This window comes from Nocardiopsis akebiae (assembly GCF_018316795.1).
Lineage (GTDB): Bacteria > Actinomycetota > Actinomycetes > Streptosporangiales > Streptosporangiaceae > Nocardiopsis > Nocardiopsis dassonvillei.
Window position 1 is genome coordinate 5333428 of the sequence record NZ_CP074132.1, and the last position, 21270, is coordinate 5354697.

General features: G+C 72.0%; 17 protein-coding genes, 1 tRNA gene and 1 pseudogene. 7 read left to right on the plus strand and 12 right to left on the minus strand.

The genetic code is table 11. From position 1 onward, the window contains the following. Positions 1-19 precede the first annotated feature (19 nt). From KGD83_RS29045 to KGD83_RS22810, 4 genes are all read left to right on the plus strand, one after another. Entirely contained in the window at positions 20-2032 is a 2013-nt protein-coding gene (locus tag KGD83_RS29045) for a DUF2510 domain-containing protein (RefSeq protein WP_212641098.1), read from the plus strand. Between the two features lie 86 nt (positions 2033-2118). Continuing rightward, positions 2119-2769: an oligoribonuclease gene (gene orn, locus KGD83_RS22800; protein WP_212641099.1), complete on the plus strand. Its 651-nt coding sequence runs from the start codon at positions 2119-2121 to the stop codon at positions 2767-2769. Positions 2770-2836: 67 nt separating this feature from the next. Continuing rightward, positions 2837-2912: transfer RNA gene (locus tag KGD83_RS22805), tRNA-His, on the plus strand. 206 nt (positions 2913-3118) lie between these two features. Further along, positions 3119-4159, plus strand: coding sequence for a HEAT repeat domain-containing protein (locus KGD83_RS22810; RefSeq protein WP_212641100.1), 1041 nt, complete (start codon positions 3119-3121; stop codon positions 4157-4159). A gap of 478 nt (positions 4160-4637) precedes the next feature. Here the strand turns inward: KGD83_RS22810 and KGD83_RS22815 are convergent, their stop codons facing one another. Together KGD83_RS22815 and KGD83_RS22820 are read right to left on the minus strand one after the other, a co-directional pair. After that, a complete protein-coding gene (locus tag KGD83_RS22815) occupies positions 4638-5819 on the minus strand; it encodes a DNRLRE domain-containing protein (protein ID WP_212641101.1) in 1182 nt (393 codons plus the stop codon). Positions 5820-6179: 360 nt separating this feature from the next. Further along, entirely contained in the window at positions 6180-6911 is a 732-nt protein-coding gene (locus KGD83_RS22820; RefSeq protein WP_212641102.1) for a CPBP family intramembrane glutamic endopeptidase, read from the minus strand. A gap of 339 nt (positions 6912-7250) precedes the next feature. On the opposite strand from KGD83_RS22820, the gene KGD83_RS22825 reads away from it, so the two are divergent. Continuing rightward, positions 7251-7940, plus strand: a complete 690-nt coding sequence (locus KGD83_RS22825) for a GntR family transcriptional regulator (protein ID WP_249351998.1) — start codon at positions 7251-7253, stop codon at positions 7938-7940. Between the two features lie 3 nt (positions 7941-7943). Here the strand turns inward: KGD83_RS22825 and KGD83_RS22830 are convergent, their stop codons facing one another. The 8 genes from KGD83_RS22830 to KGD83_RS22865 all read right to left on the minus strand — a co-directional run bounded on the left by KGD83_RS22830 (position 7944) and on the right by KGD83_RS22865 (position 18136). Continuing rightward, entirely contained in the window at positions 7944-8822 is an 879-nt protein-coding gene (locus tag KGD83_RS22830; protein WP_212641104.1) for a carbohydrate ABC transporter permease, read from the minus strand. Further along, positions 8822-9745 carry a carbohydrate ABC transporter permease gene (locus KGD83_RS22835; protein WP_212641105.1) on the minus strand — a complete coding sequence of 308 codons (924 nt, stop codon included), beginning with the start codon at positions 9743-9745 and terminating at the stop codon, positions 8822-8824. Before KGD83_RS22835 ends, KGD83_RS22830 begins: the two co-directional genes overlap by 1 nt. 3 nt (positions 9746-9748) lie before the next feature. After that, positions 9749-10990, minus strand: coding sequence for an ABC transporter substrate-binding protein (locus KGD83_RS22840; RefSeq protein ID WP_249351999.1), 1242 nt, complete (start codon positions 10988-10990; stop codon positions 9749-9751). Positions 10991-11144: 154 nt separating this feature from the next. After that, entirely contained in the window at positions 11145-13172 is a 2028-nt protein-coding gene (locus KGD83_RS22845; RefSeq protein ID WP_212641106.1) for an alpha-amylase family protein, read from the minus strand. Further along, positions 13169-15286: an alpha-amylase family protein gene (locus KGD83_RS22850; RefSeq protein ID WP_212641107.1), complete on the minus strand. Its 2118-nt coding sequence runs from the start codon at positions 15284-15286 to the stop codon at positions 13169-13171. Before KGD83_RS22850 ends, KGD83_RS22845 begins: the two co-directional genes overlap by 4 nt. A gap of 145 nt (positions 15287-15431) precedes the next feature. Beyond that, positions 15432-16427, minus strand: a complete 996-nt coding sequence (locus KGD83_RS22855; protein ID WP_256448805.1) for a 2-hydroxy-3-oxopropionate reductase — start codon at positions 16425-16427, stop codon at positions 15432-15434. Beyond that, a complete protein-coding gene (locus tag KGD83_RS22860) occupies positions 16424-17251 on the minus strand; it encodes a hydroxypyruvate isomerase family protein (RefSeq protein ID WP_212641109.1) in 828 nt (275 codons plus the stop codon). The genes KGD83_RS22855 and KGD83_RS22860 overlap by 4 nt, the downstream gene beginning before the upstream one ends. Positions 17252-17374: 123 nt before the next feature. Continuing rightward, positions 17375-18136 carry a FadR/GntR family transcriptional regulator gene (locus tag KGD83_RS22865; RefSeq protein WP_212641110.1) on the minus strand — a complete coding sequence of 254 codons (762 nt, stop codon included), beginning with the start codon at positions 18134-18136 and terminating at the stop codon, positions 17375-17377. Between the two features lie 413 nt (positions 18137-18549). Between KGD83_RS22865 and KGD83_RS29260 the strand changes: the two are divergent. Both KGD83_RS29260 and KGD83_RS28995 read left to right on the plus strand, forming a co-directional pair. Further along, positions 18550-18660 (plus strand): annotated as a pseudogene (locus KGD83_RS29260) (D-2-hydroxyacid dehydrogenase); the annotation flags it as partial. A gap of 124 nt (positions 18661-18784) precedes the next feature. Next, a complete protein-coding gene (locus KGD83_RS28995; RefSeq protein ID WP_256448806.1) occupies positions 18785-19171 on the plus strand; it encodes an NAD(P)-dependent oxidoreductase in 387 nt (128 codons plus the stop codon). 552 nt (positions 19172-19723) lie between these two features. Here the strand turns inward: KGD83_RS28995 and KGD83_RS22875 are convergent. Both KGD83_RS22875 and KGD83_RS22880 read right to left on the minus strand, forming a co-directional pair. Further along, positions 19724-20389, minus strand: coding sequence for a DUF6518 family protein (locus KGD83_RS22875; RefSeq protein ID WP_212641112.1), 666 nt, complete (start codon positions 20387-20389; stop codon positions 19724-19726). Between the two features lie 98 nt (positions 20390-20487). Then, positions 20488-21225, minus strand: a complete 738-nt coding sequence (locus KGD83_RS22880; protein WP_212641113.1) for an SDR family oxidoreductase — start codon at positions 21223-21225, stop codon at positions 20488-20490. Between the last annotated feature and the right edge of the window lie 45 nt (positions 21226-21270).

Genomic DNA, 21270 nt, shown 5'->3' on the forward strand with positions numbered 1-21270 from the left:
ACCCTTTAGTCTGTCGCCCATGGGTGGATCTATCGAGCCGGGTTGGTACGCGGACCCGCAGGGCGACGCGCAGACGCTCAGATGGTGGAACGGCAGCGAGTGGACACGGCATACCCGTTCCCTGAGTGAGCTCCAGGGCGGTGGCGGCGCGGGCGACGAAGAGGCCGAGACCACCGACCTGGGCCGATCCGGGCAGGGCACCCCCGCCTCCGACGACGAGGACCCCGGAACGGTGCGGCTGGGCCCCGCCCAGGAGCGCTCGGCGGCACCGATCGACGACGAGCCCAGCACCATGCGCATCAACCCCTCCTGGGCACAGGGATCCCCCCAGCAGGACACCACCCCGCCGTCCCCCCAGCCCCCTATCGACGACGAGCCCAGCACGATGCGGATCAACCCGTCGTGGGCACAGGGTTCCCCCTCTTCCCCTCCCGCCTCTCCCGCCTCACCGCCCCCCGGCGCGCCCATCGACGACGAGCCCAGCACCATGCGCATCAACCCCTCCTGGGCGCGGGGCGGCGACGAGGACGAGGAGCCCACCGCCGACCTGGGCGGCACGAACGCCACGATGCGCGTCAACCCGGCCGACCTCCCGGGCCGCGGTGGCCCCGGGGCGGGCGACGGGTACGGGGCGGGCGACGGGGCGACCGTGCGGGTCGACCCGGCCGACCTCCCCCGGCGCGACGAGGACGAGCTGCCCACCGCCGACCTCACCGACGACGAGATACCCACGTCCAACCTGACCGACGACGACCTGGGCGGTGAGGCTCCGCGCACCGCGGTGTTCGACCCGACTGGTCCCGGTGCTTCCGGTACCTCTGGTGCTCCCGGTGCTCCTGGGTCGGCGGGGCCCCCGGGTGAGGCTCCGCGCACCGCGGTGTTCGACCCGGGCGACCCGGCCTTCTCCGGGGGCGCGGCCTCCGGGGACGGAACCTCCGGTACCGCGGTGTTCGACCCGGGCGACCCCGCCTTCTCCGAAGGCGCGGACGAGGGGGACAGGAAGGGCGGCAAGTTCAACAAGTTCCTGGGCAGCCTCAAGGAGGGCTGGTCCGACCTGTCCGAGGAGCGCAAGGAGCAGCGCCGCCACTCCGAGGAGGAGGCGGCCAAGCGCCGCGAGGAGGAGCGGGTCCGCAGGGAGGCCGAACTCCAGGAGGAGGCCAAGCGCGGCGAGGAGGAGGCCCGGCGTCGCGCCGAGGAGCAGCCCCCGGGCGCACAGGGCCCGGGCGCCGCTGCCGCCGCCGGTTCGGCGGCCGGTGCGCAGCCGGGGGCCCCGTGGCCTCCGGCCGGGCAGCCCGATCAGCCCGGCCAGCACTCCTCCCAGCAGCAGACCCCGGACCAGCAGCCCTCGGGGCCGCAGCCCTCCGCCCAGCCGTTCCCCGGCGCCCAGCAGCCGCCGGGCTTCCCGCCCGCGCAGCCGCACTCGGGTCCCCAGCAGGGGCACTCCGTTCCGCCCGCGGGCACGTCCGGGCCCCAGCAGGGCATGTTCCCGCCCCAGCGCCAGTCGGGACCGCAGCACCCGCAGTCGGGGCCCCAGCCCGGTTATTTCCAGCCCCCGCCGCCCCAGCAGGGTGGTTTCGGTCCGCCCGGTTACCCGCCCCCGCAGCAGATGGGCGGCCCGAACACCCCGGGGCGTCCCCCGCAGGGCATGCCCCCCGGCGGTCCGCCGCCCGGCCAGCGGGCCAACCGGCCGGGTCCCCCGCCCGGATACCCGCAGGTCTCCGGCCCCATGGCCAACACCCCGGGCGGACAGCCGCCGATGGGCGGGCACCCCGGAGGCCCGCAGTGGGGTCAGCCGGGTCCGGGGCAGCCCCCGGGGCCGGGACAGCCCTACCAGCAGCACCGCCCGCAGAAGCCCAAGAAGAAGCGGGGAGGGTGCAGGAGCTGCGGCTGCGGCTGCTTCACCTTCCTGCTCATCCTGCTCGTCCTCCTGGTCCTGGGCTACCTCCAGTTCTGGGGCGTGTGGGACTGGATGTACGCCGTCTTCGGCGTCGGTGCACCGCCCGGCGTCTCGGACCCCTGGATCTGGGACTGACCCAGGCTCAAGGGGGCGGTCGGACACGGTCCGGCCGCCCCCTTCGTCATCCCCCGGAACTCCCCGCAACCCCTAAGCTGACCGGTATGAATGACAGTTTGGTGTGGATTGACTGCGAGATGACGGGCCTGGACTTCGAGCGCGACGCGCTGATCGAGGTGGCCTGCCTGATCACCGACGGCGAGCTCAACATCCTCGACGAGGGCGTGGACGTCGTGATCAGACCGCCGCAGGACGCACTGGACCGTATGGGGGACTTCGTCCGCAATATGCACACGACCTCCGGCCTGCTGGAGGAGCTGGACAAGGGCGTGAGCCTCCAGGAGGCCGAGGACCTCGTCCTGGAGCACATCCGCCAGTACGTGACCGAGCCGCGCAAGGCTCCGCTGTGCGGCAACTCGATCGCCACGGACCGCACCTTCCTGGCCCGCGACATGAAGCGCATCGACGAGTTCCTGCACTACCGGATGGTCGACGTTTCCTCGATCAAGGAACTGCTGCGCCGCTGGTACCCGCGCGTGTACTACGCGAGCCCGGAGAAGAACGGCGGGCACCGGGCGCTCGCCGACATCACCGAGAGCATCCACGAGCTGCGCTACTACCGCGCCGCGGCCTTCGTGCCCGAGCCCGGCCCGAACTCGGCCACCGCCCGCGCCATCGCCGCCGACGTGGTGGCCGGTGGCACCGGCGCGGAGGCGCGCGAGGCGGCTCTCGGGAACGACGCGGCGGAAAACTGATCGAAGCACTCCCCGGAGTCCGCTAAGCTTTCATACGTACGCGGGGCCGAGAGGCCCGGCGCACGTGGTGGGTGTAGCTCAGCCGGTAGAGCACTTGGTTGTGGTCCAAGAAGTCGCGGGTTCAAGTCCCGTCACTCACCCCAGAGCCGGAAGGCCCTGACCAGCGCAGATGCGCAAAGGTCAGGGCCTTCCGTGTTGTCGGGGGCTCAGCACCGGCGAACACGCGGTCCCCCTTGGACCCGCCCACAGGAGCCAGGCGCGTCGACAGCCGCCGGTCTAGCACAGCCGCAGAGTCCGCGACGGAGCAGACTGCGACCATGATGTGAGGAAACCCGGGCCGGAAGGACATGTGGACGACGCGGTGCCCCACGAGCCGGAGCAGGATGGCGGGCACGCCGACCTGGACCGTGAGTTCGGTGCTGGGACCGACCGCGACGTCCGTGTGCTGGCGGCGCGGGTGCACCGCGAACCGCCTTCGCGCGCGGAGTACGCAGAAGTCCCCTGTGGACTCTTTCACCATGCCAGCGGCCGGGCCGACGACGTCGCCGAGCTGCTGACGCAGATCCGCTCCGGTGACCCCCGTGCCGCCGCGCGGGCGCTCTCCTCCCTGCGCAGCAGCGTGCGCCACCAGGGCGACACCTACGCACCCGCGGCTCTGGCCGTACCGTTCCTGCTCCGCGTCGCCGTCGATCCCTCCTCACACCACCGCGCGGAAGTACTACAGCTGGCAGCCGAATCCGGTCGGCGCAACCACCACGGTGACGGCTCACGGACCGGACTGCTCCAGACCGCCCATCCACCGGGGTACTGGCTGTTCGACTCCTCCGGCTATCCGATGCACTGGTCAGTCCAGGCCTCCAGGGAAGCTCTCACCGCGGACGTGCGTATGGTCCTCGAACTCCTCGACGATCCCGACACCGCGGTGCGCTGCTCTGCCTGCTACTCCCTCGCAGCGGTCACCGGCGAGACCGAACGAACCCTGGCCGCCCTGCGCGGCCGACTGGGCGAGGAGAAGGCTCCCGAGGTACGCGTCAGCCTGGTCCTGGCCATCGCGCAACTGGCCCACGAGCACCACACAAGCTGGAACGTCATCGCCTGGACCCGTGAACTGTGGTCGTCCTCGGACCAGTCCGCCGAGACACGGCTGGGCGCTGCACTCGCGTGGCTGTGCCTGACGGAGGATCCGGTGCCCGATCAGCTTCTCCCGGTCCTGGCTCAGGTGCTCACGTCGGTGGTGGTCAGCACGATGTCCCGGGTGCCGTGGATGCGGTACGTCGACACCGGCAACACCGGAATCCACCGCTGCCTGACCCAGATGCTCGGCGCGCGTGCGCGGCAGGTGCTCGGCGAGGACACGCGGGATCTGCGGGACCACGATCCGTGGGCGTGAATACGGCCGCCGCCCGATAACGAGCCATTTCCGGCTTCGAAGAATATGCAGGGGCTCGTCTGGTGCTCCGCGCCGAAGCCATTCGGAGTTCTTCGCTGACCCCCTTCGCTTCGGCCGGACCGAACGGCGGCCCGGTGTCCTCCTGGGTGGTGCCCACGCACACAGGAGGTTCCGGGCCGCTGCGGCTTCCGACGGCGGAGCCCCCTGCCGGGCCCTGCCGTGGACGCGTCCGGTATCGGGGACGAGCACCTCTCTCACCGGCACGGAACCGTGCCCTCACCGCCGACGGCCACCGTGCCCTGTGGCCGGTGCGGCGGTGGCGTGGCTCCGTGGCCGCTTCCGAGCTCCGCCCACCTCACGCGGTGCTCCGGGAAGCGGCCAGCCCGACCCCCTCGGGCTGCCGCCGGTGCGTCCTCGCACCCAACTGGATGACGCACCGGGAAAGGCGGGTGCCGTCGTCCGTCAACCGGTTCCCCATTCATGATCGGTGGACCGAAACGGTCTCCGACCGGGCGGCGAGCGGTGGCCCCCGGGCCCTGGGCGGCGTGTCTCCGTCCCGTCGCCGGTGCCCGTCCCCGGCGGTGGGGTGGCCGATCCGTCGCCCCCGCCGGGGACGGATCCGTTCACCCCCGTCCGGCAGGCGGTCAGCGGAGACAAGGCCTGGAACGCGGGTGTAGTGGTCTCCGCGGGCCCCGGGAGCGGTGACGCCGGGGAGGTCGAGTCCCTGCGCGAACCGGGTGGTCGGCGCGGGCTCCGGGGAGCCCTCCCCATGGACCGCGGCGCGACCGGCGGGCGCACCGTCGTCGGCCGCGTCCTCCTCGGGGTCGCTGCGCAGGGCGTTCGGATCGGCGGTCGCGTCCGGGGACGGCGGCGTGCCGTGGTCGACCACCAGCACCGGCGGGTGGTCCTCTACGTCGAAGCGGCGCCAGGCCGTGGTCCCGGATTCGTCGCGTTCGCCGAGCCGGAGGTGGATGTGGGGTTCTCCGGCGTCCACGGCCCGCTGGTAGGCCTCGGTCAGGTCGAACTCCACACCGCCGGGCACGGGGCAGGCGGACCGCCCGCCCCTGATCCCCCGGGTGTCGAGCAGGGCGCGTGTCCGCGGCTGTTCGTTCCAGGTGGCCCCCTCGTCGAAGGGGTCGACCCGGTGCAACTGTACGAAGGAGACGCTGCCGCAGTCGTAGGACCAGGCCACCTCGGTGCGCAGCACCGCGGATTCGACGACGGCGCCGGGGCCGGGCACGACGGGGAACCGGAACAGGGCCCGGCGGGTGTAGTTCCGGTCCCATTCGAGGCGTCCGGTGCCCACGCTCGCGGTTTCGGCGCCGTCGCGGGGCCGGTCGGGGAAGGCACGGTCCACGTAGGTCCACGCGGAGCTCTCGACCTCGGTCCGTTCACCGTGGGGGCTCGCCGGGCCGGAAGGACCCTCGGTGGCGGACGCTGCTCCGGGTCCGACCGGGCCGCTGGTCCCCTCCGCGTCCGGGTGGCTCCCGCGCGGTCCACCGCTCCGCTCCCCCGGGGCACCGTCCCATCCGGGGGCGGCGGAGCCGTCGGCGGTGGCGAGGACGCCCTCGTCAGCTGCGGCGGGAGCGGCCGCCCCCAGCACGAGCACGAGGGCGTAAGCCGCACAGACCGCCGTCGCACGGGTCAGGGAACGACGCATTACGGGTGGTGCCTACACATTCCAGCTATGACCGAAAAGAATTCAGGAGAAACGTTCACATCCCGCTTCAGCCACGAGGAATTTACCAAATTCCCCTAGCGCCCCACAAACCTCAGTCATATAAACGCTGACCAAAACCCTGGTTATCACCCGAAGAAACAACGGCACCGCACAAACCCAGCCCACCCGAAAAGAAGCACGCGAACACGAGGGCATCCTTTATTCGGCAGCCAGGAAAAACCATTCACGTCAGACCGGAAACCGGCTACCGCTTGGCGCACACCGGCGGCGGCCTCGCCGCGGAACCCGGTTCCGCGGCGAGGCCGCCAGGAGTGTCCCGGCCCGTCGCCGGACGAGTTCTCAGACCATGAGGGCCATGACGGCGGGGGCGATCACCGAGTAGCTGTTGTTGACCACGTGGACCACGACGCCGGGCCAGACGGACCTGGTCCGGTGGAGCAGCACGGCCGCGATGACACCGGCGACGAAGGCCACCGGCAGGAGGTAGTTGACTCCGTGCGCCAGCGCGAAGACGGCGGAGCTGACCGGCACCGCCACCCACTGCCCGTACCGGCTCAGGGCGTTGGCGAGTATCCCCCGGAAGAAGAACTCCTCGCCGATGGGCGTCAGCACCCCGCCCAGGAGCAGAGCGGCGGCGAAGAAGGCCAGGCCGCCCGCGGCGGCGGCCTGGTAGGAGGCCTGGGTGTCCTGCGCGCCGGAGTAGAGGAAGATCGCCGTGGTACTGGCGACGTTGAGCACGATCATGAGGATCCCGGCCCCGAACGCGACGGCCAGCCACTTGGCGGAGACCCGCCGCAGACCGAACGGACCGAGGCCGCGGACGCGCACGAGCACCGCCGCGGCGAAGCCCCCGAGCGGGGCGAGTCCGGAGATCGCGTACTGGGCGAGGCCGCCGAGCTCCGTGCTCTCCGCGGGGATCTGGAGGAACAGCAGGATTCCGACGGCGTAGAGCACGAGGGCGACGACCGTACCGACGACGATCTCGGGCCAGCCGACCCGGGGCCTCCTACCGCCCTGTGCGTCGGGGGCCGTGGGCCGCTGGCCGGGGTGTGCTTCAGCGTTGGCGGACATGTTTCCTTCCTGCGTTCGGTTGTTGGGGCGTACCAGTACCCGGCTTCGGAAGGTGTAGGCATTTCCCTGGTGACCCGCCGTGAGGCCGTGGGGGGAGACGGGATCCGCCGCGCCCGCGCGAACGCGGCTGCCGGCGGGCGCCTCCGTGCCGCACGGGAACCCGTGCCCCCTCACGCCCTCCCCGCCCGGCGCGCGAGGCCCCGCGGGGACCGCTTTCCCGGCCGTGCCACTGTGCGGGCGGTCACAGAGTGAACACGCCCGACGCTCTCATCAGGACTTACCAGTGCACTGGTAAGACAGATGTATGTGTCAGCGGCGCGGCTGTGGCACGATGAAGACGTGAACCGACAGGCCAACTTCACCCTCGCCCCCTCGTCCCTGACCGACGCGCTCTACCAGTCGCTGCGCGCTCGCATCGTCAACGGGGAGATCGCGGCTGGCGAGAAGCTCACCGAGCACCGGATCGCCAGCGAGTACGACGTCGCGCGCCCCACCGCCAAGGCGTGTCTGGAGCGGCTCACCGCCCTCGGCCTCCTGCGCCGATCGGCCCACAAGACGGCGGTCGTCCCCGACTTCCACGCCGACGAGATCCGCGACCTCTTCTTCAGCCGGGGCACGGTGGAGAGCGCGGCGGTCACCGTCCTGGCGGCCGAGGGGGCGGTCCCCAGGGAGGCCACGGAGGCGCAGGCGCTGATCGAGGCCGCGGCCAGGGACGGCGACTTCGAGCGCCAGGTGGAGGCCGACATCGCCTTCCACACCGCGCTGGTCTCCGGCGCGGGCAGCGAGCGCCTGAGCAGGATGCACGAGCTGATCATGGGCGAGGTGCACCTGACCATGGGCCGCTTCCAGGCGCACCGGTCCACGCAGGGCAGCACCGTGGCCCACGAGCACGCGACGATCCTGGAGGGCATCAGGGCGCAGGACCCCGAGGCGGCGCGACTGAGGCTGGCCGAGCACCTCGACCACGCGCGCGGCCGCCTCCTGGCCCTGCTGGAGGCGGGGACCCGGGAGGCGGCCGGAGCCGAGTAGGGCTCACTTGAGACCGCTGGTGACCATCCCGCGGATCAGGTAGCGCTGCGCGAAGACGAAGAACAGGATGACCGGCAGCAGGGAGACCAGGGACATCGCGAACAGCATCCCGATGCCCTGCTGGCTCTCCGAACTGACCATGGAGCTCAGCGCGACCGGAACGGTGTACATGTCCGTCGAGGTCAGGTAGATGAGCGGCGTGAAGAAGTCGTTCCACGTCCAGATGAACGTGAAGATGGTCGTGGTCACCAGGGCGGGGCGCATCAGCGGCAGGATCACGTGCCAGAAGATCCGGAAGTGCCCGGCCCCGTCGATCTCGGCGGCCCGGTCGAGGTCGCGCGGGATGCCCCTGATGAACTGCACCATGAGGAAGACGAAGAACGCGTCGGTCGCCAGCAGCTTGGGGATCAGCAGCGGCAGGTAGGTGTCCACCCATCCCAGCTGGGCGAAGAAGATGTACTGCGGAATGATGAGCACGTGCATCGGCAGCATCACCGTGACGAGGGTGATCCCGAAGAAGGCGCGCCGGGCCCTGAACTCCAGCCGGGCCAGCGCGTAGGCGGCCAGTGAGCAGGAGACGAGGTTGCCCAGGATCGAGCCCGCGGTCACCACGAGGGAGTTGACGAAGAACACCGAGAAGGGCTGGTTGAGGGCGTGCCAGCCCTCCCGGAAGTTCTCGAAGGTGACCTCGGTTGGCACCAGGCCCGGCTCGGTCAGGATCAGGTGCGCGGGTTTGAAGGCGCTGACGACCATCCAGACCAGCGGGTAGACCATCACGACCAGGAACAGCAGCAGTGCGCCGTGCTTGAGGATCGCGGTCCGCGGTCGGCGGCGGCGCTGCCGCGGACCGCTGGTGCCCGCGACCGTGGGGGCGTCGGTCATCAGTCGTCTCCGTAGAAGACCCAGTACTTGGACAGGAAGAAGTGGACCGCGGTCACGGCGCCGATCACCAGCAGCAGGACCCAGGCCAGCGCGGAGGCGTAGCCCATGTCGAAGGACCTGAACCCCTGCTGGTACACGTAGAGCGTGTAGAAGAGGGTGGAGTCGACGGGTCCCCCGGTGCCGCCGCTGATGACGTGCGCCTGCGTGAAGGTCTGGAAGGCGCCGATGGTCTGCAGGATGAGGTTGAAGAAGATGATCGGCGTCAGCATCGGGACGGTGATGTGCCGGAACTGCCGCAGGCGTGAGGCGCCGTCCACGCGCGCCGCCTCGTAGTACTCCTCGGGGATCTGCCGGAGGCCGGCCAGGAAGATCACCATCGGCGACCCGAAGGTCCACACGTTGAGCACGATCAGGGTGGACAGGGCCGTGGACGGGTTCTGGAGCCAGCTCTGGCCCTCGATGCCCAGCAGGCCGAGGAAGTCGTTGACCAGGCCGTTGTGCCCGAACACCTCGCGCCACAGGATGGCGACCGCGACGCTCGCGCCCAGCAGCGAGGGCAGGTAGAAGGCGCCCCGGTAGAACGGGAGGCCGCGCAGCCCCCGGTCGAGCATGACGGCCAGCAGGAGGGCGAACATCAGCTGGAGCGGCACCGAGACGACCACGTACCGGAGGGTGACCGAGGAGGCCGCCCAGAAGCGTTCGTCGCCGAGCATGCGCTCGAAGTTGGCCAGCCCGGTGAAGGCCGGTGTGCTGAGGATGTTGTAGTCGGTGAAGGCGAGGTAGAGCGAGGCACCCAGCGGGACGGCCGTCACCAGGCCCAGGCCCAGCAGCCAGGGCGAGAGGAACACGTAGGCGGCGCGGCCCTGCCGCCGCCGCGAGGACGGCGCGGCGGGGCGTCGGCGGGTTCTCGTGGAGGGGGGCACGCCCTACGCTCCCCGGTCGATGCCGGACCGGATCTCGGCGATGAGCTCCTCGGTCACCTGCGCGACCCCGGCGTTGCCCAGGGCGACGTTCTCCGAGGCCCGTGACATGGCCTCGCGCCAGGTCCCCGTCCCGGGCGGGGCCTCGTAGCGGGGGCGCTGCGGCTCGGCGCGGTCCGCCTCCACCACGGCCAGCATCTCCTTCTCGTCGTCGGAGGCGAAGTCGTAGGCCTCGGCGAGGAGGCGGGGGTTGGGCGGCGCGCCCATGGTGAGGCCGACGGTGCGCAGGAACTCGACGTTGTTGACGTTGAAGTCGATGAGCTTGCCCGCAGCCTCGACGTCGGCGTCGTCGATGCCCTGGTAGACGGCCAGCCGGGGGTAGTAGAGGAAGCGGTGGCCGTCGGCGGCGTCGGTGCCCACCGGCACGGACCGCAGGCGGTACTTCCAGTCGGGGAACATGGCGGCTTCGTCGATGATGTGGTTGGAGCTGCCGAAGTTGAGCAGGACCCTGTCGCCGACCGCGGAGAAGTCGGGCTGCATGCCCTCCTGCTCGCCCAGGCTCAGGACCGCCCCCTCGTCGAGGAGGACGCGCCACCACTCGAACCAGTCGCCGAGGGCCTCCTCGTCGAAGCCGACGCTCCCGTCCTCGGTCCACAGGTCCTGGCCGCGCTGGCGCAGCCACGCCTCGAAGGCCATGTCCTGGTCGGGTGTGTAGGTCGCGCCCCGGCGCCCCTGCGCGTTGTTCGCGCTGTAGTCGATGAGGAACTCCGCGAGGTCGTCCCAGGTCCATTCCTCCCCGGGCATCCGCGCGCCCTCCTCCTCCAGGAAGGTCTCGTTGTGGCGGACCACCGGGACGAAGACTCCGTGCGGCATGCTCAGGAGCTCACCGCCCAGGGAGAAGGACTCGATGTCCTCGGCGCTGTAGTCGGAGAGGTCGAGGGTGGGGATGTCGTCGAGCCTGCGGTACAGCCCGTTCGCCTTGTAGGTCAGGACCTGGGGGGAGGCGATCCAGAAGACGTCGGCGACGTTGCGGGCCGCCATCTGCGTGGTCATGCGCTCCTGGAAGGCGGTGTACTCGGCGAACTCCGGCTCGACCGTGATGTCGGGGTTGGCCTCCTGGAACGCCTCCAGGGCCTCGGTGTAGTTCTGCTGGCGGACGGTGTTGCCCCACCAGGCGTACCGGAGGCCGTTCCCCGAGCCGCTGCCGCCGCAGCCGGACAGGAGCAGGGAGGCCCCTACCGCGCCCATGCCGGTCAACGCGAGAAATGCGCGCCGATCGAAATCTCTCATCACGTTCCCTTCGCTGCGGGGGAGGTCACCCCAGTGAGTGTGCAGCTTCACAGGACATGTTTCCGGTGCTGATTTGGTAAGTCAATAACTCATGAATACTTGTTTTACAAAGTTACCGGGCGTTGACGGGACGCTCCGTGACCAGGACCTCGAAGAGGCCGACGCGGGGCAGCGCGACGCCCTCCCCGCCCTGTTCGGCAACCGTCAGGTCCGTGTCGGCGCGCAGGGCGCGGGTGGGCTGGTGCCTCCACCACGGCACCCGCAGTTGGCGTCCGTCGACCGGCAGCGGGGTTCGGAACCCCTGGGGCGCGTCCCCGGAGTGGTTGACCAGGTGGACCACTCCCCCGGCCGCCGAGACGCCGAGGACCACCTCGACCTGTTCGGGCAGGTCGGTCCCGACCTGCACCGGGCCGTTGGCGGCGCGCAGCGCGGTCTCGACGAACACGTCGCGGTGCCCGCTCAGGCCCAGCTGGTGGTAGGCCCTGCCAGGCGTCCAGGGCAGCACGGCCACCCGGCCGCGCCCGTGGTCGCGCCACAGCGCTCCCGGGTGGTCGAGCAGGAGGTGGCCGTGGCACTTCTCGGGCGGGCCGTAGGGGGCCCGCGACAGCACCGGGAGGTCGGTGTCGGCGTCGGCGACGGGCTCGACCACGTGGAAGGCGCCCACCACGGGCAGGTCGCCCCCGCGTCGCGCCCCGCTCCGGCCGGGGCGGCGCAGGTGCAGCGATCTCACGGACTCGACCGTGTCCCGGACCGCCGTCCGGCGCAGCACCGGTGAACCCTCGATCAGGCACTCGTCGCCGTCGAACCCGCTCGCGCCGGTGGCGAGCACGCCGCCGCCGGCCTCGGCGTAGCGTCCCAGGGCTCGCGCCGTCTCCGGGTCCAGCGGTCCCAGGTCGGGCAGGACGACCAGCCCGTAGTCCCCCAGTCGGCCCTGGCGGTCGACGTCGCGGACACGGGGCTCGGGCAGCACGTCGAAGGGGATGTGGCGTTCGAGGAGCGCCGAGTACAGTCCCCGGAACTCGTGGACGGCCTCCTCCCACCGGGCGGGGGCGAGCTTGAGCGGGTCCGGCCGGACGAGGAGGACCCTGGCCGCGGACACCAGCTCCCGGTAGAAGCGCTCGTGGTCGCGGTGGAACCGGGTCAGCTCACCGGCCGCGTCCAGGCACTCGTAGGTGACGTCGTCCGGGGTCCCCATGATGTACGTGGAGGGGTTGGCCCCCCGGGAGAAGGCCTGGACCAGGTACTGGGCGAAGTGGTGGGGCTCCTCGCCCGCCAGTCGGTAGGGCATGTCGACGAAGCCCACGGCGTTGGTGAGCACGGGCACCCCGGGCCGGTACGTCCGGGCCGCGCTGACGTGCTCGGCGGTCCGGTGGTGCCACAGGGTCCGCCCGACCGCGTTGTTGGCCTCGTGGAAGACGATGTCGGCGCGGTCGCCGAGGATGAGCGGCGCCTCGGGACGGCGCGCGCTGACGTGGTCGCGCACGCGGGAGGTCAGGTCGTCGAGCACCGCCTCGGTGAAGCGCTTCCACACCCGGTAGGTGGGGGAGGCGGGCCCGGTGGGCATCTCGACCCCGGGCGCGAAGGCCGCGAACGCCCGCTGGCAGGGCAGGCAGTGGCACGTCCCCCGGTGGACACCGCTGTAGTCGACCTCGTTGAAGGACATCCAGTTGAAGAAGAACCCGTCGACGGGGTAGCGGTCCAGGACCTCGTCGACCACCTCCAGGAGGCGGTACTGGTAGTAGTCCCCGCTGGGGCACACGCTGGTCAGGCCGTTGTAGACCTGCTGCGTCCCGTCGGCCCCCGTGAAGCACCACTCCGGGTGGCGCTCGGCCCGGCGGTGGTCGATCTTGGAGAAGTCCATCCTGGCCAGGACCCGCACGCCCCGCTCGCGTGCCGCCGCCACCGCGTCGCCCACGAGGTCGCCCGAGGGCCGCTGGTCCAGGGCGGGGTTGCGGGTCTGGAACTCCAGCTCCGTGGGGTAGTTGGACACGATGCCGCCGACGCTGAGGAGCCAGGCGCGCGCGCCGAAGCCCTCCAGGTAGTCGAGGACCCGTTCGACGTCGAGGGTCGCGTCGATCTCCCTGAGGTTGGTCTGGAACATCTGGAAGGGCCGGTGCCACCACAGGTCGTGCCCGCTCATGACCGCTCACCCCGGATCCACGTGAAGCGGACGGCCTCCAGCAGGTCCGCGGAGTCCACGGTCACCTCGGCGCGCCCCGCGCGCACGCGCACCGGGACGTCGGACCCGGAGACCAGGAGGCGTGCCTCGGCGCCCACCGCGCCCTCCGGCAGGGCGACCGAGACCTTCTGCGCGGGCAGCGGGATGATCTCGCGCATGGGCCCTTTGAGTGCCATGGGGTTGGTGAGGTTGACGATCACAACCGCGACCGACTCCGGGTCCTCCCAGAGCGCGAGGTCGACCAGACCGCGCCCGCGGACCCGGACCCGTTCCGGTCCCCCGAGGGCCCAGCGGACGGCGTTGGCGACGAGCGTCCCGTGGTCGGGTTGGAGCGCCTCCCAGAACAGGGAGCCGAGGTTGAAGGCGACGTAGACCGAGCGGCCGCCTCCGGGCAGCTCACGGGTGACCAGGGCCGGGCTCGCGGGCTCCTCCCGCGGGTAGACCTCCTCCATCGGCAGGTCGGGGTAGTCGGGCACGAAGCGCAGGGGCACGTTGGTCCCCGGGCGGGCGGTCACACCGATGAGTTCGGTGCCGCCGATGATGCGCTCCGCTCCCCCGAAGCCTTCCGTGGTGGGGTGCTCTCCGGTGAGCGCGACGTAGTTGTTCTTGACGGGGCCGCGCACCGGCATGCTCAGGTCCACGCCGAGCACGTCGGCGAGTCCGAAGTTGGCCCGCGGGGTGCCGTACTCGTCGTCCAGGGAGGAGCGGTGGGCGGCGACGACGCTTCCCCCCGACTCGGTGAAGGCCCGGATCGCGCGGCACTGGTCCTGGCTCAGCCGCTCGGCGTCGGGCAGGACGAGCACCCTGAACCGGCCCAGCTCGCTCTCGGTCAGGTTCTGCTCGGCGACGATCTCGAAGGGGATGCGGGCCTCGACCAGGGCGTGGTAGAAGCCGTCCTCGTGCGCGCGTCCCCTCTCCGGACCGCCCGTCTCCAGCAGGGCCACGTCCGCCGTGATGCGGCGGCCCGCGAGTTCGGGCTCCAGACGCTCGTGGAGCGCGAAGGCCTCGGCGACGGGGCGGACCCAACGCCGGTCGGGCACCATGCCGTTGAACTTGGTGAACCACGGGAAGGCGCCCTGCGCGAAGCCGTCGACGATCCACATCGTCGTCTCGGCCCCGGGCGAGACCGAGTCCTTCCAGCGGTGCTGGTGGTGCTCGGGGCCGATGGAGGTGATGAGTCCGACCGGCCTGTCCCGGAAGACCGCACGGCTGCGCTTGCCGTTGCGTCCGGCCGACCAGGGCGCCTCCACCCCGGAACGGCCCTGCTTGTCGATGAGGAAGAACGGGAAGTGCCGGGCCAGCATGCCGCGGTCGAGGTCGCGCGCGGCGATGCTGCCCAGGTTGGGGATGAAGCGGGCGTGCGGGCGGATGTCGCGGACCGCCTGGTCCCACAGGCTCACCAGGTCGCTCAGCTTGCGCCTGCGCCACACCACGTAGGCGCGCCAGGCGGGGTCGGAGGTGTCCCCCTCCCGGCGCGGCAGGTCGAACCCCGTCTCGTCGCGGAAGCTGCGCAGCGCCGCCTCGCTGTAGGAGATGCCGTGGCCCTGCCAGCGGTTGGCGAAGACGGCGTCCACGTCGTAGCGGGTGACGATCTCGCGGGCGACCTCGGTGATGAAGTCGCGGTTGTACGGGCCGAACGGGCAGGTCAGCCAGATACCGGGGTAGCCCCAGTGCTCCACCGGGCTGCCGTCGGCGGTACGCGCCAGCCACTCGGGGTGGGCGCTGGCGGCGTCGGCGTGGACGGCGTGGGGGTCCACCCTGGCCATGACGTGCATGTCCAGGCCCCGCGCGCCCTCGACCAGGGCGCCGAAGGGGTCGGTGTCGCCGAGGTGGACGCTGCGGTGGTGGTAGGGGACGTCGGTCGGGTAGAAGGCGACGTACCCGCCCGCGCTGATGCAGGCCGCGTTGGACCTGGTCTCACGCATGACCTGGATCCAGAAGTCGGGGTCGAAGCGTCCGGGGTCGTTCTCGGTCAGCGTCAGCTGCGTCCAGCGCGTCGCGCCCAGATGCCAGTCGGCTTCGCGCGGCGCGCTGGCCGCGGTCCCGGGCCCGCTCTCCGTCACACCCTGTGCCATGTGGCTGGTCCTCTCGTCGGCTCGGCCGCCGCGGCCGCGGCTCGGCTCGCGCGCCGGTGGCGCTCCGCGACGGAGGCAGGACAGTATAGGCACATTGTCAGTCAAGATTTCAAGACTGACAATGTGCCTAGGAGAGGTCCTCTGCTCAGTCCCGGGCGTCCGCGTCACGCCCCGACAGCCGCTCCACCTGCAAAAGCAGCGCCGAGTGGTCCAGGGAACCGTGGCCCTGGGCGCGCAGCGATCCCATCAGGGTCGCCGTGAGCGCTCCCAGGGGCAGGGCCACCCCGGCCTCACGGGCGGCGGCCGTCACGATCCCGAGGTCCTTGTGGTGCAGGTCCACCCTGAACCCCGGGTCGAACTCGCGCGCGAGCATGGACGCGGCCTTGCGGTCGAGCACCGTGCTCCCGGCCAGCCCGCCGGAGAGCACGCGCACGGCGCTGTCGCGGTCGACGCCGTGGGCCTGGAGGAAGACCATCGCCTCGGAGACGAGCTCGATCGTCCCGGCGACGATCAGCTGGTTGGCGGCCTTGACGGTCTGCCCGGCCCCGGCCGGTCCGACGTGGACCACCGTCGTGCCCAGCGCGTCCAGCACCGGCTTAGCGAGGGCGAAGGCCCGCTCCTCGCCCCCGACCATGACCGAGAGCTTGGCCTCGACCGCCCCCTGCTCGCCCCCGCTCACGGGCGCGTCCAGGACCGCGACCCCCGCGGCCTCCCCGGCCTCGGCCACGGCGCGGGCCGTGTCGGGGCGGATCGTGCTCATGTCGATGAGCAGCGCGCCGCTCCGCATGTGCTCCAGGGCGCCCCCCTCACCCAGGACCACGGACTCCACGTCCGGGGAGTCGGGCAGCATCGTGATGACGGCGTCGGCCCCGCCCACCGCGTCGGCCACCGAGGCGGCGGCGCGGCCCCCCGCGCTCACCAGCGGCTCCGTCTTCGCGGCGCTGCGGTTGTACCCCACCACGTCGAACCCGGCACGGACGAGGTTGGTCGCCATGGGGGCGCCCATGACGCCCAGGCCGATGAAGGCGATCGTTCGCACACTCACTGCGGACTCCTTGGTCGATTCGGTGTCGGTCCGGCGGGCCGGACGGCCCGCCGGGGTGTGGTCTGCGGGCCGCGACGGCCGTCGCGGCCGGATCACTCCGCCGCGCCCGGCAGGCCCGGCAGGTCGGACGAGCGCGTCCAGCCGAAGGGGTCGGGTCCGTCGCCCGCGTGCTCCAGAGCGGCCCAGCCGTCGTACCCGCCCCCGTCCAGGTCCCTCATCCAGCCGCGCAGCGGAAGGCCGCCCGTCCCGGGGGCGCCCCGGCCGGGCGCGTCCGCCACCTGGACGTGGCCGACGCGCCCCCGGTGCCGGGCGAGCGCGGCCGGGACGTCGTCGCCGTTGACGGCGAGGTGGTACACGTCGAACAGCAGGCGGAGGTTGTCCGCGCCCGTCTCGTGTTCGACCCGCTCGATCACCGCCACGGCGTCGTCCGCCGTGAGCAGCGGGTAGGACGGGGCACCGCTGACCGGCTCGATCAGCACCGTGCCGCCGATCTCGGCCAGGGTGCCCGCGACCTCGCCCAGTGCGCGCACGGCCGCGGCGTCCTGTTCGGCGTCGGACACGTCCGCGCGGCGGTTGCCGTACAGGGCGTTGAAGGAGCGGCAGCCCAGCGCCTCACCGATACGGCGGACCACCGCGGCGTTGGCCCGCAGCTCCCCGGCCCGGTCCGGCCAGGAGACCACGCCCCTGTCGCCGCCCGGCATGTCACCGGCGAAGAGGTTGAGCCCGACCAGGCGCAGGCCCGAGGCGCGGACCGTGTCGACGAAGGACTCGACCTCGGCCTCGGCGGGAACGGGCTCCGCGAAGGGCCACCAGAACTCCACCGCCTCGAACCCGGCCTCCCGGACCGCCGCCAACCTCTGCTCGGGCGGCCGGTCCTTCATCATGATCGAGCAGTTCACGGCGTAGCGGGGTGTGCCCACGGTTCTCTCCTTCACCACGGTGCGAGAATCGGACGGACCTGTGGAGATTGGTCCGACCACCTGACCGATGGTGAAGCTAAGCCGGTACCGCGTCCCGTGTCAACAGGTCAGCGGTCCGACAGGTCAGCGGCCCGACCCCTCGGCCCGCTCCTGCGCGGAGCCCAGCTCTGTGAGCAGTCCCGTCTCGATCTCGCTCATGTGGACGGCCATCAGCTGCCGCGCCCGGCGGTGGTCGCGGCGCTCGATGGCGCCGAGGACCTGCCGGTGGTGTTCGAGGTAGTGCCGCGCCTGGTCCCGACGGCCGCGGGAGCGGCCCTTGAGCTCGCTCCACATGGGTTCGCGCATGAGGTCGACCAGGGTCCGCTCCAAGGCGAAGAGCACGCTGTTGTGCGAGGCCGCCGCCACCGCCAGGTGGAAGTCGGCGTCCACCGCCGAGGGGTCCGCGCCCTCTTCGAGCACGCGCTCCTGCTCGAGCACCAGGTCCTCGAGCACCCGCAGGTCGTTGGAGGTCCTCGCGGTGGCCGCGTGCTCGGCGCACACGGGTTCGAGGGCGGCCCTGGCCACGATCAGGTCGAGCGGGCTGTGCTCTCCGGCGACCGCGGCCCGGGCCCGGAGGGCGTTCTCCTCCGACCCCCCGTCACCGACCACGTAGGTGCCGCTGCCCACGCGGACGTCGAGCACCCCGGCGTGCTCCAGGACCCGGATCGCCTCGCGGACCGAGCCGCGGCCGACCTCGAACCTCTCGGCCAGCACGCGCTCCGCGGGCAGCGGCGTCCCGGGCGGGAAGGTCCCCGAACGCACCCCGGCGAGGATCTGGTCGACCACCGAGGAGTAGACCTTGGCGTGCTCGACGGCGCGGAAGACGGAACGCCCCTCCTGTGGCATCCGGCACACACCTTCCCTATACTCACCTGACCGGTCGGACCAATACGAGCCACAAATTACCAGAGCGTACGAAGGACGTGATGTTCGTGCCCGAGCGCGGACGAGTACTCGTGAGCGGTCGCTTCGAGCCCGACGAGAGGGATCGCATCCGCGCGGCCGCCGCGGGCGCCCCGGTGGATTTCGTGGACGGGCTCGGCGACCGCGCCGACCTCCTGGGAACGGCGACCGTCATCGCCGGAACCCTCAGCGGCGAGCACTTGGCCCTCGCTCCCGCCGTGCGCTGGGTGCACAGCTGGGCGGCGGGGGTGAACAACGACCTCGCGGCCGGACTGGACGCGCACCCCGCGGTCCTGACCTCCTCGGCGGGCAACGGCGCGGTCCCGCTGGCCGAACACGCCATGATGCTCATGCTGATGCTGAACAGGGACGCCCCCCGGTGGGCCAGGGCTCAGTCCGAGCACCGTTGGGAGCGCTTCCAGCACGGTGAGCTCAACGGTCTCACCTGCGGGATCATCGGCCTGGGGAACTGCGGGCTCGACCTGGCGGCCAAGGCACGGGCCTTCCACATGCGGGTGGTGGGGTGCGGCGCCGCACCGGCCTGCCCTCCCCGGCGTCGACGCCGTCCACGCCCCCGAGGACCTGCACCGCATGCTGGCCGAGTCCGACTTCGTGGTGGTCACGGCCCCGGACACGCCCGCCACCGAACACCTCCTCGGCGAGGCGGAACTGAGGGCGATGAAGGACACGGCGTACGTCGTCGTGGTCTCACGCGGCGGGATCGTGGCGGACGGGGCACTGCTGCGGGCGCTCACCGAGGGGTGGATCGCCGGAGCCGGGCTCGACGCCCACGGCCGGGAGCCGCTGCCGCCGGACAGCCCCTTCTGGGACCTGCCCAACGTCATCGTCACCCCGCACAACGGGGCGACGACCGCCGCTACGCGGCGCCGGGGCGTGGACGTCTTCGTCGAGAACCTGGAGCGCCACGCACGGGGCCGACCGCTGGTGAACGTGGTCGACAAGTCCGCCGGTTACTGACCCGGCCGGCGCCCGGTCCCGGCTCGCACCCGCACGGGCGCACCGGCACGGGCACGCCGGGCCACCGGCCTTTCGCTGCGGTCCCGCGAGGCGGTCACTCCAGCTGGGAGCCCGGGTCCGGCGGCGCCTCCTCGGGCGGCCTGAGGAGGTTCGCGAGCCGGTAGCCGACGCGGAGCGGACGCCGCGGGAAAGCCCCGAGCGTTCGCTGCCGGAGGTGCCCTCGCGGCCCGGTTCCCCCCGGGTCCGGGGCGTGACCCCCGGCACCTCGCCGAAGGCCGGTTCGTCCGCGGAAACGAAGGCGCTGACCCCCACGTCCTGCTCGGGCCCGGCCCGGTCGTCCACGGCCCCGCCCCTCTCTGCGCGCGGTGCCTTCCGGACCGCGGAGCCGGGGTAGGGGCCGGACTGCCGGAACCGGTGCGTCGCGTGTGCCGGGGCGCAAGGCTCCCCCGCCGTACCAGCGGTCGGCCGGGCACCCTCCGGTCCGAGCTCCGGACCGTCCGGGTCCGGGGGCGGCGTGGAAGGCACGGGGACCGCGGAGCGCGCGCGAGCGCGTCAGTTGGGGAACCACATGATGAGGTTGCGGGAGTAGACCAGGACGAAGGCCGTAGCCACCACGGCCGCGGCCCCCGCGGCGAGCGCGAGGGAGCGCGGGCGCGGGGCGGGGCACCGCCGGACCGCGGCCCACCCGAGGAACGCGGCGCCCGCGGCGACGGAGCAGGACCAGTAGACCGGGGACGTGGTGTCCGCGATGTAGAGGAGTCCGTACACCCCCTCGCCGACGAGCACGCCGCTCATGGCGCCCGCAGCCAGCGGGGCGGGACGGGACCGCGTGCGCAGCGCGTTACCGCCCCAGCCGAGGACCGGCCCCACCAGGGCGGCGGCGGTCAGCCAGAAGAACGTTCCCCCCGGCGAGGCGGAGAATCCGCGCAGGACGGAAGCGATGTCGTAGCCGAGGACCATCGCCGCCAGCGACAGCGCGCCAGCGACGGCGCAGACCCACGGGCGCGGGGAGAGCATGCCGAGCAGGAAAGCGACCAGGCTCCAGGTCCCGGCCGAGTTCGCCAGCGGGGCCAGGCCGTGGGGAAGCAGTCCCTGCGCGTAGGAGGTCAGGAAACCCGTGAGGAGCCCCACGCCGACGGCCGCGCCCAGAGGGGCCAGCAGAGCGCTCGGGGAAGCGGGTACGGGCTCGGTCGCGGGCTTCTCCGTGTCTGCGGCCATGGGGTCTGTTCCGTTCCGTCGTCGCGTGCTCGCCACGGACAGGGCGGCCTGTCCTCACCGGGGTTAACGCCGCGCCCCGCTCCCCCGGTTCGCCGGGCTCAGACCATGCCGCCGTTGGCGTAGAGGGTCTGGCCGTTGACCCAGCGGCCGGGCCCGGCGAGGAAGGAGACCACCTCGGCGATGTCATCGGGGGCGCCGAGGCGTCCGAAGGGGTTCAGCCCGGCCAGCCGCTCCACCCGCTCATCGCTCTTGTCCGCCAGGAACAGGTCCGTGGCGGTGGGCCCGGGGGCGACGGCGTTCACCGTCACGTCCCGGCCCCGCATCTCCTTGGCCAGCACCGGGCTGATCGCGTCCACGGCGCCCTTGGAGGCGGCGTAGGCCGCGTAGCTCGGCAGGGCGAGCCTGCCGACCGAGGTGGAGAGGTTGATGATCGCCCCGCCCCGGCGCACCCTCCTGGCCGCCTGCTGGTTGACGACGAAGGCGCCCCGGATGTTGGTCCGGTGCATGCGGTCCAGGTCGGCCAGATCGAGTTCGGCCACGGTGTCCAGGACCATGATCCCGGCGGAGTTGACGACGACGTCCACGCCGCCGAACCGCTCCTCGACCGCGTCGAAGGCCGCGCGCACGGCGTCCTCGTCGGCGACGTCGGCCCGCAGCGCGACGGCGCCGCCGCCCGCGTCGGTGACCGCGGCGACGGCGGCCTCCGCCGCGGCGGTGTCGCCCGCGTACACGATCGCGACGTCCTGGCCGTCGGCGGCGAGGCGCTCGGCCACCGCCCTTCCGATGCCGCGCGACCCGCCGGTCACCAGTGCCGCACGCCGTTCGGTACCGCTCATGATCGTCCTCCCGTCGGGGCGGCCCCACGCCCACGGTTGATATCA